This is a genomic window from Enterococcus sulfureus ATCC 49903 (assembly GCF_000407605.1).
Classification (GTDB): Bacteria; Bacillota; Bacilli; order Lactobacillales; family Enterococcaceae; genus Enterococcus_G; species Enterococcus_G sulfureus.
The window spans coordinates 88,968-103,502 of record NZ_ASWO01000005.1 but is presented as its reverse complement, the minus strand read 5'-3'; the positions used below and the strand labels follow the sequence as shown (position 1 = coordinate 103,502).

The following is a 14,535-nucleotide window of genomic DNA, read 5'->3' as shown; positions in this document are numbered from 1 at the left end:
GGATAAACGAACGGAGCGCAAAGGAATTTCAAGTATGTGACAATAGTTTTAGTTACGTACCTTGTGTAATTTCAAAATCACTTCTTCACTCAAAAAAGCTTCGATCGGTTGATTCTCCTTTAACGCTTTTTCAACTAGCTCACTGGCTTTTTTGTATCCAATTAATGGGGTTAAACGAGTCGCCAAACTGACGCTTTGATCAACTTGTTGCTGACAATGTCTTTCGTTCACCACAATACCTTCAACACATTTCGTTTGAAACGTATCGCAAACTTGAATCAAACTGGTTAACGAAAGAAATAAATGATGGAATATAATAGGCTCAAACGGATTTAATTCTAATTCACCAGATTGCGCTGCAAGTGTAATCGTCACATCGCTTCCCATTACTTGAAAGGCGACTTGTTGCACGACTTCTGGAATGACTGGATTGACTTTTCCTGGCATGATTGAAGATCCTGCTTGGCGTTTAGGCAATTGAATTTCATTTAATCCACTGCGTGGTCCACTTGCCATTAAGCGAAGATCATGCGCGATTTTCGATAACGCCACAGCCAATGCTTTTAAGCTACTTGAAATCTGAACAAATTGATCGATATGTTGTGTTGCATCGACTAAATGATCAGCAGGATAGACTTTAAACGGTAACAAATGATTTAGCTCTTCATAAATTGCTTGTTGATAGATCGGACTAGCATTTACACCCGTTCCGATTGCTGTACCACCTAGATTTAAAGAGGTCAATTCTTTACGACTTGTAGACAAACGTTTTTGGCAACGTGCTAAACTAGTCGCAAAAGCAGAAAACGTTGTCCCAAAGGTTGTGGGTACAGCATCTTGTAGCTGTGTACGCCCCATCTTTTGAACAGTCGCGTATTCTTGTGCTTTTTTATGGAACGCTGCAATCAAAGATCCTAAAACCCGGTCTAATTCGATCATATATAAATAGATCGCGATTTTACCTGAACTTGGATAAACATCATTTGTAGATTGACTTCTGTTGACATCATCTAGAGGATCTAAATACTGATACTCTCCTTTTGTATATTGCAAATGCTCTAACGCTCGATTGGCTAGCACTTCGTTGATATACATATTCGTTGATGTTCCCGCTCCACCTTGGATAGCATCTAATTTGCAGTCTAAAGAAATAGTCTGATCCAATACATCACGAGTTGCTTTTTTGATTGCTTCGACTTTTTTTGTCTCAATCAGTTCTGCTCGGCCATTCGCACTGGCTGCTGCTGATTTAATTAAAATCATAGCGTGCAGCAATTTGGGATCAACTACAGCTGTACTAATCGTAAAATTTTCCTTTGCACGGTACGTATGGATCCCCTCATAAGAATCTTCATGAATCAATGCTTGTCCTAAACTATCTTCTTCAATCCGCATCATTGTTTCTCCCCCTTGCTATTTATATGATAAACTATCATAGATTCATTAGGAAAATAAGACGATCTGTGTACTTCTTTTATTATCAAAGTACGCAATCGCTTACTTGTTTTTTATCAAAGAAAAATACGCTAAATTTAGAAAAGAGGAAAGTCATGGATCACTTAGATTATCAATTATTAACATTATTACAGCAAGATGGACGCAGTTCGATCAAACACTTAAGTGAACGGTTATTTATCAGCGGTCCTGCGATTTCACAACGCATCAAGCAATTAGAAGAACGCGGAATCATTACGGGCTATCATGCTGCTTTAGATTACGAACAAACAAATTTAGCGATTAAAGCCTATATCCAAATATCTGTTGAACCACAACAAAAACCCCAATTTTATACGTATATCCAAGATATTCCCAATATTTTAGAATGTGATTGCGTGACGGGACCTTATTCAATGCTCTTAAAAGTCGTGTTTCCAACGACTTCTAAATTGGATCATTTTATCAATCAGATTCAATCATTTGGTCGTACGAATACGCAAATCGTCTTTTCAACTCCTTTATCTTCTCGTGGATTTACCTTCAAAAAAACAGACGAACCACTTGATTAAATGGTCGTCTGTTTTTTAAATCCTGTTTTTCCATGATGCAACTGCACTGGGCAAATATATTCTTTAGCCGTCTCACGTTTAGCCAATCGCTTTTCTAACGTTTGAATCGCTTGTAGCGCGATCTCTCGTATTGGCTGAACAATTGTAGTCAAATCGGGAAATAAGGTACGCATCAACGTAGTGCCATCATATCCTACGATCAACAGATCTTCTGGCACACGATATTGGCGTTGTTGTGCAATTTGATACAACATCATCGCATCCACATCATTGGAGGCAAAAATCCCTTCAACATTTGGATGCTCATCAAATATTTTCTGGAAAATTTGTTGTTTTTCTTCATAAGTAATATTAAAATCGACGACAACAGTCTCAGGGACTAAGCCATGTTCTTGCATTGTGTCTTCATAAGCTTTACGTCGACGCATTGCTGGTGTATCTAAATCAGCAGGACCATTCGTATGTAAAATTACTTTTGCTCCTTGATCGATCAAGAGTTGCGTCGCTTGTTTTCCACCAAAATAATTATCGGATTCAATAATCGGAATATCTTCATTCATCACACGATCGATTGCGACAATCGGTAAATGCTCATAACGATATTCTTCAATTCCTTGATTATGCGCACCTACGATCAAGCCATCGACTTGTTCACTTAACAATTGATTTAAATAATCTGTTTCTTTACGACGATTGTTCATTGAATTTCCAATAATCACTTTATACCCTCGTTGATAAAGTTCATTTTCTAAAATCGCAACCAATTCTCCAAAGAAAGGATTAGCGACTGTCGGAAAAATCAAGCCAATCAAATTAGTTTTTTTATTATATAACTGTCTGGCAACTGTATTTGGTTGATAATTGAGTTCTTTCATTGCCGCTTCAACCTTATCGATCGTTTCTTGACTTAAATAGCCTCGCTTGTTTAAAACTCTAGACACCGTCGTTTTGGAGACATTGGCTAATTTTGCTACATCTTCTAATTTGGGACGCATCGCTTCACTCCTTAAAAAAATCCCCGTCATACACAAAGGCATCACGGGGTCATCGCTTATTCTTGTAACAAACGTAGTCCTAATGCAAAGTTTCCTAAAGTTGCCGATCCATTATTTTGGATCAAAGGACGTGTAATATATTTTTCTAATGGAGGTAATTCAACATAATCATTCAGCATTTCAGCAGTTTTTTCACGAATTTTAGTCAATAACACATCATTGACAACACTTCCACCAAATACGATTTTATCTGGACGTGTGATCAGCGTCGCTTGAATCACAGCTTGTGCTAGATAATACGCCAAAATATCCCAAACTGGATCAGTCAACGGAACAGTTTCACCTTTTTGTCCTAGACGAGCTTCAAATGTTGGGCCGGCAACCAAACCTTCTAAACAGTCTCCATGATACGGGCAAATTCCTTCAAAATCTAAATCTTCAGGATGACGTTTAACAAACGTATGGCCCATTTCAGGATGCCCAGCATCGCCTAAAAGACGTCCTTCGATGACTGCACCACCACCGACTCCTGTTCCCACAGTATAGTAGACAACCGAATCGATTTTTTCATTTGTAAGTGTCGACATAATGTATTCACCATAAGCTGAACCGTTCACATCCGTAGTAAACGCTGCTGGAACGTTCAACGCTTTTTCTAGCTGACCTAATAAATCGGTATTTTGCCATCCTTTTTTAGGTGTTGTCGTAATATATCCGTATTTTGGTGAATGTTTACGAATTTCGATTGGGCCAAAAGATGCTACACCTAATGCCTCAATATCAAATTGTTTAAAATACTCGATCGTTTTTGCAATTGTTTCTTCAGGTGTTGTAGTTGGGATCGTCACCTGATCTTTCACACGATAGTCTTCATCGCCTACTGCACAAACAAATTTTGTACCGCCTGCTTCAATACTTCCAATTAACAAAATGGAACCCTCCTTAGATATAGGTAATCGCCTTACTATCTAAAGCGTATACTGTATGTGCAATCGTCGTTGGCTGATCTACAGTCAAACGACAAGCCAGTGGTGCTTCAGAATAATAACGCTCAGTAAATACCGTTTCACCATCATTCAGAAAAATCTCAATTGAACTAGTGTCGATAAATACCTGACATGAGAAAACTTTCTCCTCTTGGATTGTACCATAACGGGCTTCGTTATTGTCGGTTCTACGTAAAATTAATTCATGATTTTTTGGATCATACGTAAGATGCATCACTTGTGCGACATTCGTATCAAAAGATAACGTCCATGCAGTATCTAGGCTTATCTTTTCAAAATCGATGATCAATTCATGTTGTTTCAACTCATGAGCAAGTTCACACTCCGCTTCTATTTTTTGCACTGTATCGCATTGTGTTTCTTGACGCAATGCTTGTAGTTCACGTACCGGCTTCATGTAAAGATGACCGTCTTTTAAAGATAACTCGCGTGGTAACGTGAGCGCACCTGCCCAGCCATCTGCTTGTTCTGGCATCTCACTTTCCCACATATCCATCCAGCCGAAAACCAAACGACGTCCATCTGGGGCTAGTGTGGTTTGTGTCGCATAAAAATCATGACCACGATCCAATTCTTTAAATTCTTTGTGTGCATATGTCATATCCGATTCATTTAACGTTCCTACAAAGTAACCTGTTTGGAAGAGATTCAAATAATCTTTTCCGCGAGCCTCGATTCCTTGCGGAGAGAGCAATAATACAGATGATCCATCTAATTCAAAAAAGTCTGGACACTCCCACATGAATCCTTCTTCAGCTAAACTTTTCGCTTTCGTCATTGGCCCTACATATTCCCAATCAAGCAAGTCTTTTGAGCGATAAATAATAACGCGACCCAAGCCATCATTTTCTTGACTACCTAAGATCATATAATAAACACCGTTTTGTTCCCAAACTTTAGGATCGCGGAAATGATGTGTATTATCTGCAGGTTCTTTTGCAATCACTGGATTGTGTTCATATTTTGTAAAATGAATCCCATCTTTACTGTAAGCCATATTTTGATTTTGCCAAAAATGATCGGGATCATTATCCCCATAATAATGATGTCCTGTGTAAAATAAATACAAGGTGTCCTCTTTTACAATCGCACTTCCTGAAAAACAACCGTCTTGATCTTCTACGTCACCTGGTGTTAAAGCGATCGGCAATGTTTCCCAGTGTACTAAATCTTTACTACGAGCATGGCCCCAATGCATTGGACCCCATTTTTCACTGTATGGATGGTGCTGATAAAAAATATGATAGTAGCCGTTGAAATAAACAAATCCGTTGGGATCATTGATCCAACCATTACTCGCCATAATATGATAGCCTAAACGATAACGCTCATTTTTTACTTCGATAAATTCTTTTTCCATTTTAATTCCTTCTTTCTTTATCTAATGTGTATGTTTTTCATTTTATTGTCGAATAAACGGATCACCTAAAACATCTTGATCATCATTTTTTAATAAGAATGCCGCAAAGATACCTGAAACCAATACGATCAATGAAATAATTCTAAAAGTCATGGTAAATCCAACATTGTCTCGTAAGATTCCTAAAGGAGTAGATAAAATCACTTGTCCAACTTGAGCGGCAATTTGAAATCCTATCATGTAAAGTGTGGCAGATAATTTTGTATCAAAATGCAACGTAAAGTAACGAAACATTGGCAAAATAAACATAGGTACTTCTAATGCATGAAGCATTTTAATCATCGATACAGCAACCGGACTTGTCGTCACACTACATAATCCAATACGTAAACACATGATAGTCACACCAATCAACAACGTTTTTTTCACTCCGATTTTACGCATAATCAATGGAACTACACCTAACATAGCCGCTTCACAAAATACTTGGACTGAATTTAACGTTCCATATACTTGCTGTCCAACTTCTTGTGAGGAGAACAAGTTAGTATAAAACCCTGGAAACATCTGTTGATCAAAGACGTTATAAAATGTCCAAGTAAACATGATAAACACAATGACCACCCATAATTGTTTTAATTTTAATAAAGAAAACATTTCTCCTAATGATGGAACAGTCGATTCTGTCGATGCATCACTCATTTTCGCGATCGCTTCTCGTTCTGCTTTAGGTTTCCAAAATAAAACATTCAGCAATAGACAAAGCCCAAAGAAAGATCCTGCCCAAAAGTTTAAATTAGGATTGATAACAAATAAAAAGCCAGCCAATAATGCTACGATAGCATAACCAAATGATCCCCACGCACGCGCTTGTCCATATTCAAAATCAAATAAACGACTAAAACGTTCTGAAACAGCTTCAAATATACCGACTGCAGAAAGATAGCCCGCCGACAAAACTACTGCACCGACTAAAATTCCAATGTTAAATTGACTTCGCAACAACGGTCCATACACATAAATGAAGAATGGTCCAATTAAGGTAGCGATTACAGAAGCAAAGACTAAAAGTGATCGCTTGATGACTAATTTGTCTTGGACCGCACCATAGATAAACATCAAAATCAAGGTCACGAGTGAATTAACGGAAAATACGGTTCCCACTTGACTACCAGAAAGACCTAATCCGCTTTTTGGTGTGGTTAACCATAATTGGAAAAATGACCACCAAACTCCCCATGATGCAAAAAACAACATTAATGTAACCGAACTTTGTAAATAAGACTGATTTTTAAAGGCTTTTTTCAATTTCGACATTTTCTTTTCCTCCAGATTGATTATACTAACCGGTTGACACAAAAAATATAAGCGCTTTCTATATCTGGATTATAAATCGCTTTCAAAAATATGTCAACCGGTTATCATATAAAAATCAAAAAAAAAAAAATATGACCGACACGTTTAAGCGTCGATCATGTTTTCATTTAATTAATTGCTTCGCCGCCGGTTACGCCATAAATTTGAGCTGTAACGTAGCTTGCTTTGTTTGATGCTAAAAATACATAGACAGGTGCCAATTCGACTGGTTGTCCCGCACGCTCTAATAGCGTATTTTGACCAAATTCTGGTAGATCTTCTTCAGGTTGACCACCATCTAATTGTAGCGGTGTCCAAATCGGTCCTGGTGCAACACCGTTTACACGAATTCCTTTATCTGCTAATTTTTTAGCTAATCCAATTGTAAAATTGGTTACTGCAGCATTAGTCGACGCGTAATCTAACAAGCCAGGGCTTGGATTAAATCCTTGGATTGAAGTTGTCGTCACGATGGCACTACCTGGAGGCATGTGTGGCACCGCTTCTTTTACTAACGCAAACATTGAGATAATGTTGACTTTATACGTTTCTTCAACTTGTTCCATCGTTAGATCTTCTAAAGTTGGTTGAGAGATTTGTTGTGCGGCATTTAAAATCAATGTATCCAATCCACCGAATTCTGCCACTACTTTTTCTACCATCTCTTTTGAATGGTCACTTTCTTTGAAATCATATCCTAAAAGTAACGCTTTACGTCCTTCTTTTTCAATCAATTCTGCTACTTCTTTGGCATCTGTTTCTTCACCAGGTAAAAATTGAATCGCTACGTCTGCGCCTTCTCTAGAAAATGCAATCGCTGCTGCACGACCGATTCCAGAATCTGCACCTGTAATCAATACACGACGATTTTCTAATTGATGATTTCCTTCGTAACTTGTTTCACCACAATCTGGAAGTGGTCCCATTTTATCATCTAATGCTGGTGTATCTTGATCTTGCTTTGGAAATTTTTCAGTGTGGTACATATTTCTTGGATCAACTAAATGTGGTTTTGTCATAAGGGTTACTCTCCTGTTCATCTTCGTTTTTATTATCTTGATAATAGTGACGCGATACTTGAATGAGTTTCTTGTTTCAATAGTCCATAAAGTTCACTTACTAATGTTTCCCAGTGCTCGATCAATGTACTCCCCCTCTTTGTATTCGAGCTAGTACAATTAGACTATCGTGTTTGTGAAATTTTGGCAAAAATTTTGCTTTTTAACTCAAAAGAAAGCAATAGAACATAGCCAAAGAAATAGACCGATCACATGATGTGATCGGTCTATTTCTCAGTGATTGATATCAAACATATGTCGATAGATCTCAAGAAAATTTCGACGTAACGTTTGAGGATTTTTCCATTGTTTTTGATCGAATTTGGCTTTAAAAATTCCATTGCAATAACGATTTTTTAAATTTGACGTAAAAATAAGATCTTTTGAAAAAGTAGCTTTCGTATACTCATTGCATTCAACATTTAAACTGTAATTAATTTCTTTTAACACGGCCATCGCTTTGACGTTGTCCCCATCATCTAAATACTGAGTGCCTTCACTTATTTTTTCCAAATATTGTTCGACCTGCTGATTGATTGATCCATCTGAAACAGCGACTTTATCAAACCGAAAGACAGTTGTCTCCATGTCTTCACATTCCTCTCTTATTGCATGTTTCTTAGCATCTTACCCTATTCGAGTATACTATAACAATTGAAATTTAATAGTAAAGTCTTACGTAAATGTATGATTGATAGTTGTTTCACAGATAGCATTCGTTATTTTAAATGTAGTTTTTTTTTGATGAGAGACCAATAGATACTCTCCCATCAAGCTTTATAAAACAAATAAAATAGATATCGTTATCATTCAATGTATTTTGCTCATTTTCTTTTCGATTTTTCAAAAAAAATGAACTTAACTACAAAAAAATAGCGTATTTGATAAATAATTTATACTTTCTACCGTACAATGAATTCAAGAAGACAAAAAAAGGAGAAACTCTTTTGTATCAAGGTTTCTCCTAGTAATTATTATTCAGCTTCTTCTTCGGCCATGAATGACGTATGACTTTCAAAGAATTATAAAGCCTGTCATAACGGTATTTTAAATCATAACAACAACGTACCTACATCATATAATCGCATATCTTATCAACTATATGTGGGTTAGTGTGTGGGTTACTAAATCTCATTGCGCTTGGGGAGTAATTTAACAATGAAAAAGTCACTTTCTAATGGTCTAATAGTAGAAAATGACTTGTAACTCTAACAAAATATATTTTTATTGATTAAAACGCAAAAACAATTAAAGAAATACCGATCATCATTAAGTAGAAACCTACTAAAAATGCTAATGTAAATGCAGAAACAAGTGGATTGAACAGTAGCATAACTCCTAAGATGATTCCGATAATATTCAAAATAACTACAAACCAGTAATAACCTTTACTAGCACTTTTGAAAATATCTGCTTCCGCTAAGTTGATAACAGAATCTACAATAAACCAGATAGCAAAGATAAAAGGTAAAGCTAGTAGTCCGATCTCTACGTTAAAGAACAGGAAAATACCAATAATCAAATCAAAAACACCTAAAACGATTAGTAAAGTCGATTTTTGATTTGTAAATTCATGTAATTTACGTCTAAAGAATAATTCAAAAACACCTTTTACAATAGCTAATGTTGCAAATAAATAAACAATTGCTGCTAGACTACCTGTTGGATCTTGAAACGCAAATAGAGAAACCAGTACAAACAATACGCCCATTATAAAATAGGGCCAACTAAAACTATTTCTTTTTTCCATGTCAATCATCCTTTCTGTATCTGAAATAAGTATATCGCTTATTAAAAAATAAGGAAACTAATAACCTATAAAAGCCACTTTCTGTTATAGAAAGTGACTTTATTTGTGTTTAAAAAGCTAAATTGATTTCTGCATTGTTCCCCATTGCTTGACTAATATCGTCTACAAATGCAGTAAATTGTTGATTGCCTAGATTGACATTAAACGTTGCACTTTGTTTCGCTTTGCCCATGTTAACTTCGTGTTGGATTGTACTGCTCATGGATCCATTCATATTTGCCAAACTTGCGGACATGTCTAAATCTGGTTGTGCTGCTTGTGCAAGTAAATCAGAAGCTTTAGAAACACTATTTGCACCGTCTGCAATACCAATGGCCAAACCTTCAGCAGTGAAACCGCCCATTTTCTTCATCACTTTAGAAGGGGAGGCAATGTGTAGAATCTTTTGCACTTTATCAGTAATACTGCTCGCAACATCCTTTACTGCATCTTTTACCGCTTGAGCTTTCTCTTTAATCCCATTCACCAAGCCATCAATGATATTCTTGCCAATCTCAAATAGATCGATCTCTCGTAGTTTATCAAAGGTATCTTTGACTGTTTGGATAGCATCAGATATACCTTGCGTCATATTGTCCCAAGCTTGTTTTGCACCGTTTACGATGTTATCCCAAGTTGTAGATAAGAATGTTGTAAATCCATTCCATGTATCTTTCCCCCATTGAATCAGACTATCCCAAGTATTGATCGTATCTGTTTTTGTTTGCGTAACTGAACTAGATACAGTTGTTTTGATACCTGTCCACAAATCACTCAAGAACGTTGTAAATGCGTTCCACAAGTCTTTTGCACCTTGAATGGTATTCGCGATCGTATCTGTTACGAAGGTTTGAATATTCGTCCATGCGGTTTGAACACCATAAATAATATCAATCCATAAGTTTGTAAAGAATAACTTCACATCGATCCAAGCTGTTTTGATACTTGTTGTAATGCTGATCCATAAATTCGTAAAGAACAACTGGATTTGAGTCCACACTTTTTGAGCTGATATAAAAATACCGTTCCATGCTGCATTTAATGTATTTTTAATTGCAGTAATAGTTGAAATAAAGATAAATTGAATGTTGATCCAGATATCTTTAAATGCAGTTACAATGTTCTCCCAAACTGCTTTCATGTTGTTTACTGCTTCGTCCCATCCGCCAGAAATTAAACTAGCGATAAACAAGACTGGAGCCAATACAACGTTTTTCAAGATAGTAAACCCAGATTTGAAAATATCGACCATTCCTACAATCGCATTATGTGCAGCGACCATGAAGTAGCCTTTAATATTCGACAATGCAGTGATTAGTGGTGAGAATAACGATTTAACAAAGTTAAACTTTTCGGTAACTATCGAAATAAAATTCGTTACTCCTTCAGTTACAGAGTCCCAAATACCTTTAAAGAAATTCGTAACAGTCTCCCATTTTGCTTTCACATCATCCACTACTGCATTAAATGTCGATTTTATAGTAGATGAAACATCATCCACGGTTTGTTTGATACTATCCCAGATACCGCTAAAGAATGAAGTAATACTTGCCCAATCGTCTTTCGTTTTTTGTGCTGAATCTGAAACAGTAGAACTCACGCCATCCCAAGCGCTTTTTGTCGTACTCGTTACATTGTCCCAAATGCCATTGAAGAATGATTTAGTACCTTCCCACTTCTCGGTTACCCAATCAGCAGCACCACCAATAACATCTTTAACACCAGACCACACTTTGTCCGCAAATTCTTTTACAGTATCCCAATTTTTATAAAGCAACACACCGGCTGCAACGATCGCTCCAATTCCAATGGCAATCCAACCGACTGGTCCAATCATTCCAATTAATGAACTTATACCTTTGAACTCGGCAAAAGCTTCTTTTATACCGGTTATAACCTTTATTGACTTCTCGGCAGCACTAAAAGCCACAAAACTACTCGCCACACCAGATAATATTGGGATAATCCAGTCGGCGTTATCTCCTACAAATTTAATTGCTTTACCTAGTTTTTCTAGAATATCTGGCAACGCTGCATTGAACGAATTAAACCCTTCTGATATAGCACCTTTTACCTTATTCAACATTTCAAAGATGTTGTCAAAGCCTTGTTTTTTTAACGTGTCATTAATTGTTTTTATCGAGTTAGCTAAACCAGTAGTAATAGCCGTACCGATATTTTTCATAGATGTTCCAATACCCTCGGTGGACTTCTTGGCAATTTCTGCCGTTCCTCCTAATCCTCCTTGAATATCGTATAAACCTTGGTTAAAATCGTCTATGGTAACTTTTCCACTCTGTAACGCCTTGTATAAATCATTTTGGGCGCTTGCTCCGGTAAAACCAAACTTGGCGGCTAATTTATCTAGCCCTACACTCATGTTTTCTTGTAATGATCCGTAGCTATCTAAATCTACCTTACCAGTGCGCAATATTTTCAAATATTGATCTGTTGCTCGTGCCGCTGCATCTCCAGAAGCTCCAGAAGCAAGTAAAGCATTATTTAAAGCGATTGTAGTGTTAGCCGCCTTTTTACCGTCTTTAAACACGGAAAACATTTGTTGGGCCGTTGATGACGCATCTTGTAAAGTCGTTGGCAAACCGTCAATACCTTTTTTTAGTATGTTTGTTGCGTCTGCTGCGTCACTCGTACTTGCCCCTAATGCTTCCAATACTTTTGGAAACTGTGACAACTTATCAAACCGTTCAATAGCACCACCAAGCGAATTTTTAACGGCATTTATACCGGCATCAGCTACTTTGAACAATCCAAGACCTTTTACAACGTTTCCAATTGAAGGAAGGCCTCTTTTTGCGCTATCGTTCATTTTACCAAGGTTCTTACTGGCATTGTCTGCCGTTTTCGTGGTTGCATCAGTCAATTTTTGAACTTCTTTCATAACGCTAGTAAAATTTTTATCTATTGCTGAAAGTACCGCTTGTACCTCGAATGTCTCCATTTATATTCCCCCTTTCCTATTTTTATTTATTTACTCGCTATTAGCGGATAAACCTAATTGAAATCAAAGACCACCGTTAAGGCAGTCCTTGAAAACGTTCTGTAACACCTTTTAAGCTAGTCTTAGTCAGATATACTTCTCGATTGAACCGCTCACGATACACATATTGGGCGATCACTAGATTAACGTAAGACAGTTCATCACTTTCATTCCTCACGGCTCTTTCTTCCGTTTCTAGAATAGTTTTCTTTAATTGTGATTTACTCATAGAAAGCAGATTACTTACATACACATCTAACTTATCTGAAAAATAATCTCGTGCCGCTTGCTTGGCATCTTCTAAATTATATTGGTAGGCCATTTAGTCCCTCCTCATTTTACAATTCTGTTGGCTCTAGCTAATTCAGAAACAGATACTTTTTTCTCGGTTTTTTGTTGTGGTTCTTCTTTGTATTTCTCGGCGATCTTGTCAAACCTATTCACAATTTCTTTGGATAAATCATCTCCACTTTCCAGAACTGCTTTTCTCAGTCCGTTATACATTTCTTCATACATAGTTAAATCGCTCCCTCGTTTTTTAATTGTCTTCTGGCTTCATTAAACGTTACGCTGCTTAGATGTTTATAGAGCGAATAAGGTTCTTGACTTAATTCATGTCTGAAAGCTTTGTCTAGTTCATACAAATCGACTAAGCGACTATATTCTGAACTTTCGCTTGTAAGCTCAATGCTTTTTAAACCTTCTTGACGTTCTGCTTCTCGTACTTTCGCTCTTAAAGTCTCAGTGTTCAAAATCAATTCTTTAACTTCTGCTACACGTTCATTAAAAATAGTTTGCATATCATGTTTTAGCACTTCTAACGCTTTTTTCTGTAAGCCTTGATTAGAAAGAGACTGCACGCCATGTAACTTCTGCTTACTCATGTTGATTGATTTTTTAGCCTTTTCTTGTAAGTCATAATTTTTTTCTAATTGTGGATCATCAAAATTGTTAGCTAAGATTTTTTGATACTCGGCTTTTAAGTTAGATAGCTCTCTGCTTTTATCCTCAATCGTAGTTTCTAGTTCATTTTTACGTGTGGCAAGTTTTTTTCTTTCCTCATATAATTCTGGTAACATTAATTTAATTGTTGTCATATCCATTCTCCTCTTCTAATATATCGTCAATAATAATAACCGTATCACTTGGCAAGCTATCAAAGTCAAATTCTCGTGCTTCTCGATCAGTTATAAACACCGGTTTAGCCTTTTGGCGTTCACGTTTCTTTAGTAGCTGTTCCAATTTCTTTTTCTGGGTTCGCATTGTATAAAGGTTCATGATTTATACTCCTCGTAAATCTTTTGGATAGTTTGACCAGAAATATTTCTATTCCTGTCATATTCTGCCAACGCTTGCCGTTTCATTGGTTCGCTTACTCGTTCTGGGCTAACAATGTATAAAACAGATTCGTCAAACTCCATGATTCTTTTTACACCGTATAGATACAATTCAACTCCTAGCATTACCTCAAATTCATTGGAGTATTTTAATTGCATACGCTTTTTAATTTTTTGTATATCTGTTTTTAGCTTCAGTATGTTCACTTCCTTTTTAGGACCTCAGAAATATCAGGATAAGCAATTTTACACATCTTCCAACTGTTCTTTGATCTTATCTATTTCTTCCGCTAGGTCATCTAATTCAAATGCTCTATAGGTCAAATCAAGCACGTTTCTAGCACTAGATACCCTAGATGATGCCGGCGCTTCTGAATTGTTCATGACTTCTTTTAGGACAACTACCGCTTCCAGTGAAGCTTTTCTTAGACTTTCCGTCACTTGCTGCATAGCATCACGCCGTAAACTTCGATACGCTGCAAGAAACACTGGATCTTTCATATACTTGTAACCTGTTTGACGTGAAATGCCGGCTTTCTTAGAAGCTGCTTCCATTGATGCCGTTTCTAGTAAAGCGTTCATGAATTTCTCTTGTCTGATATTTAACTCTGCCATTGTAAAACCTCCTT

15 protein-coding genes are annotated in these 14,535 nt (G+C 36.8%); 1 reads left to right on the top strand and 14 read right to left on the bottom strand.

The genetic code is table 11. From position 1 onward, the window contains the following. Nucleotides 1-48: 48 nt before the first annotated feature. Nucleotides 49-1,398, bottom strand: coding sequence for an aspartate ammonia-lyase (locus I573_RS06495; protein ID WP_245555071.1), 1,350 nt, complete (start codon nt 1,396-1,398; stop codon nt 49-51). Nucleotides 1,399-1,550: 152 nt separating this feature from the next. On the opposite strand from I573_RS06495, the gene I573_RS06490 reads away from it, so the two are divergent. Next, entirely contained in the window at nt 1,551-2,006 is a 456-nt protein-coding gene (locus tag I573_RS06490) for an Lrp/AsnC family transcriptional regulator (protein ID WP_016185826.1), read from the top strand. Here I573_RS06490 and I573_RS06485 read toward each other — a convergent pair. The 13 genes from I573_RS06485 to I573_RS06420 form a co-directional block, all read right to left on the bottom strand. Then, the gene (locus I573_RS06485; RefSeq protein ID WP_016185827.1) at nt 2,003-3,001 is read right to left on the bottom strand and encodes a LacI family DNA-binding transcriptional regulator; all 999 of its coding nucleotides are present in this window, start codon (nt 2,999-3,001) and stop codon (nt 2,003-2,005) included. The two genes, I573_RS06490 and I573_RS06485, sit on opposite strands and share 4 nt — an antisense overlap. Nucleotides 3,002-3,057: 56 nt before the next feature. Beyond that, entirely contained in the window at nt 3,058-3,930 is an 873-nt protein-coding gene (gene scrK, locus I573_RS06480; protein ID WP_016185828.1) for a fructokinase ScrK, read from the bottom strand. 13 nt (nt 3,931-3,943) lie between these two features. Next, a complete protein-coding gene (locus I573_RS06475) occupies nt 3,944-5,368 on the bottom strand; it encodes a glycoside hydrolase family 32 protein (protein ID WP_016185829.1) in 1,425 nt (474 codons plus the stop codon). A 42-nt stretch (nt 5,369-5,410) separates the two neighbouring features. After that, a complete protein-coding gene (locus tag I573_RS06470; RefSeq protein ID WP_016185830.1) occupies nt 5,411-6,685 on the bottom strand; it encodes an MFS transporter in 1,275 nt (424 codons plus the stop codon). Between the two features lie 167 nt (nt 6,686-6,852). Beyond that, on the bottom strand, nt 6,853-7,743 hold the full coding sequence (locus tag I573_RS06465; protein WP_016185831.1) for an SDR family oxidoreductase: 891 nt from the start codon (nt 7,741-7,743) through the stop codon (nt 6,853-6,855). A gap of 273 nt (nt 7,744-8,016) precedes the next feature. Beyond that, on the bottom strand, nt 8,017-8,370 hold the full coding sequence (locus I573_RS06460; RefSeq protein ID WP_016185832.1) for a hypothetical protein: 354 nt from the start codon (nt 8,368-8,370) through the stop codon (nt 8,017-8,019). 643 nt (nt 8,371-9,013) lie between these two features. Beyond that, complete coding sequence (locus tag I573_RS06455; protein WP_016185833.1) at nt 9,014-9,532, bottom strand: HdeD family acid-resistance protein; 519 nt, start codon at nt 9,530-9,532, stop codon at nt 9,014-9,016. Nucleotides 9,533-9,641: 109 nt separating this feature from the next. Then, entirely contained in the window at nt 9,642-12,530 is a 2,889-nt protein-coding gene (locus I573_RS06450) for a tape measure protein (RefSeq protein ID WP_016185834.1), read from the bottom strand. Nucleotides 12,531-12,606: 76 nt separating this feature from the next. Further along, complete coding sequence (locus tag I573_RS06445; RefSeq protein WP_016185835.1) at nt 12,607-12,891, bottom strand: hypothetical protein; 285 nt, start codon at nt 12,889-12,891, stop codon at nt 12,607-12,609. A gap of 11 nt (nt 12,892-12,902) precedes the next feature. After that, entirely contained in the window at nt 12,903-13,085 is a 183-nt protein-coding gene (locus tag I573_RS06440; RefSeq protein ID WP_016185836.1) for a hypothetical protein, read from the bottom strand. 2 nt (nt 13,086-13,087) lie between these two features. Then, nucleotides 13,088-13,666: a hypothetical protein gene (locus tag I573_RS06435; RefSeq protein WP_016185837.1), complete on the bottom strand. Its 579-nt coding sequence runs from the start codon at nt 13,664-13,666 to the stop codon at nt 13,088-13,090. Continuing rightward, the gene (locus I573_RS06430) at nt 13,653-13,847 is read right to left on the bottom strand and encodes a hypothetical protein (RefSeq protein ID WP_016185838.1); all 195 of its coding nucleotides are present in this window, start codon (nt 13,845-13,847) and stop codon (nt 13,653-13,655) included. Before I573_RS06430 ends, I573_RS06435 begins: the two co-directional genes overlap by 14 nt. A gap of 305 nt (nt 13,848-14,152) precedes the next feature. Beyond that, nucleotides 14,153-14,521 (bottom strand): hypothetical protein, encoded by a 369-nt coding sequence (locus tag I573_RS06420; protein WP_016185839.1) that lies wholly within the window; start codon nt 14,519-14,521, stop codon nt 14,153-14,155. Nucleotides 14,522-14,535: the final 14 nt, after the last annotated feature.

Coding starts and splice junctions, on each gene's coding strand:
- I573_RS06495 (WP_245555071.1), bottom strand. CDS start 1,398: ATGATGCGGATTGAAGAAGATAGTTTAGGACAAGCATTGATTCATGAA.
- I573_RS06490 (WP_016185826.1), top strand. CDS start 1,551: ATGGATCACTTAGATTATCAATTATTAACATTATTACAGCAAGATGGA.
- I573_RS06485 (WP_016185827.1), bottom strand. CDS start 3,001: ATGCGTCCCAAATTAGAAGATGTAGCAAAATTAGCCAATGTCTCCAAA.
- I573_RS06475 (WP_016185829.1), bottom strand. CDS start 5,368: ATGGAAAAAGAATTTATCGAAGTAAAAAATGAGCGTTATCGTTTAGGC.
- I573_RS06470 (WP_016185830.1), bottom strand. CDS start 6,685: ATGTCGAAATTGAAAAAAGCCTTTAAAAATCAGTCTTATTTACAAAGT.
- I573_RS06465 (WP_016185831.1), bottom strand. CDS start 7,743: ATGACAAAACCACATTTAGTTGATCCAAGAAATATGTACCACACTGAA.
- I573_RS06460 (WP_016185832.1), bottom strand. CDS start 8,370: ATGGAGACAACTGTCTTTCGGTTTGATAAAGTCGCTGTTTCAGATGGA.
- I573_RS06455 (WP_016185833.1), bottom strand. CDS start 9,532: ATGGAAAAAAGAAATAGTTTTAGTTGGCCCTATTTTATAATGGGCGTA.
- I573_RS06450 (WP_016185834.1), bottom strand. CDS start 12,530: ATGGAGACATTCGAGGTACAAGCGGTACTTTCAGCAATAGATAAAAAT.
- I573_RS06445 (WP_016185835.1), bottom strand. CDS start 12,891: ATGGCCTACCAATATAATTTAGAAGATGCCAAGCAAGCGGCACGAGAT.
- I573_RS06440 (WP_016185836.1), bottom strand. CDS start 13,085: ATGTATGAAGAAATGTATAACGGACTGAGAAAAGCAGTTCTGGAAAGT.
- I573_RS06435 (WP_016185837.1), bottom strand. CDS start 13,666: ATGACAACAATTAAATTAATGTTACCAGAATTATATGAGGAAAGAAAA.
- I573_RS06430 (WP_016185838.1), bottom strand. CDS start 13,847: ATGAACCTTTATACAATGCGAACCCAGAAAAAGAAATTGGAACAGCTA.
- I573_RS06420 (WP_016185839.1), bottom strand. CDS start 14,521: ATGGCAGAGTTAAATATCAGACAAGAGAAATTCATGAACGCTTTACTA.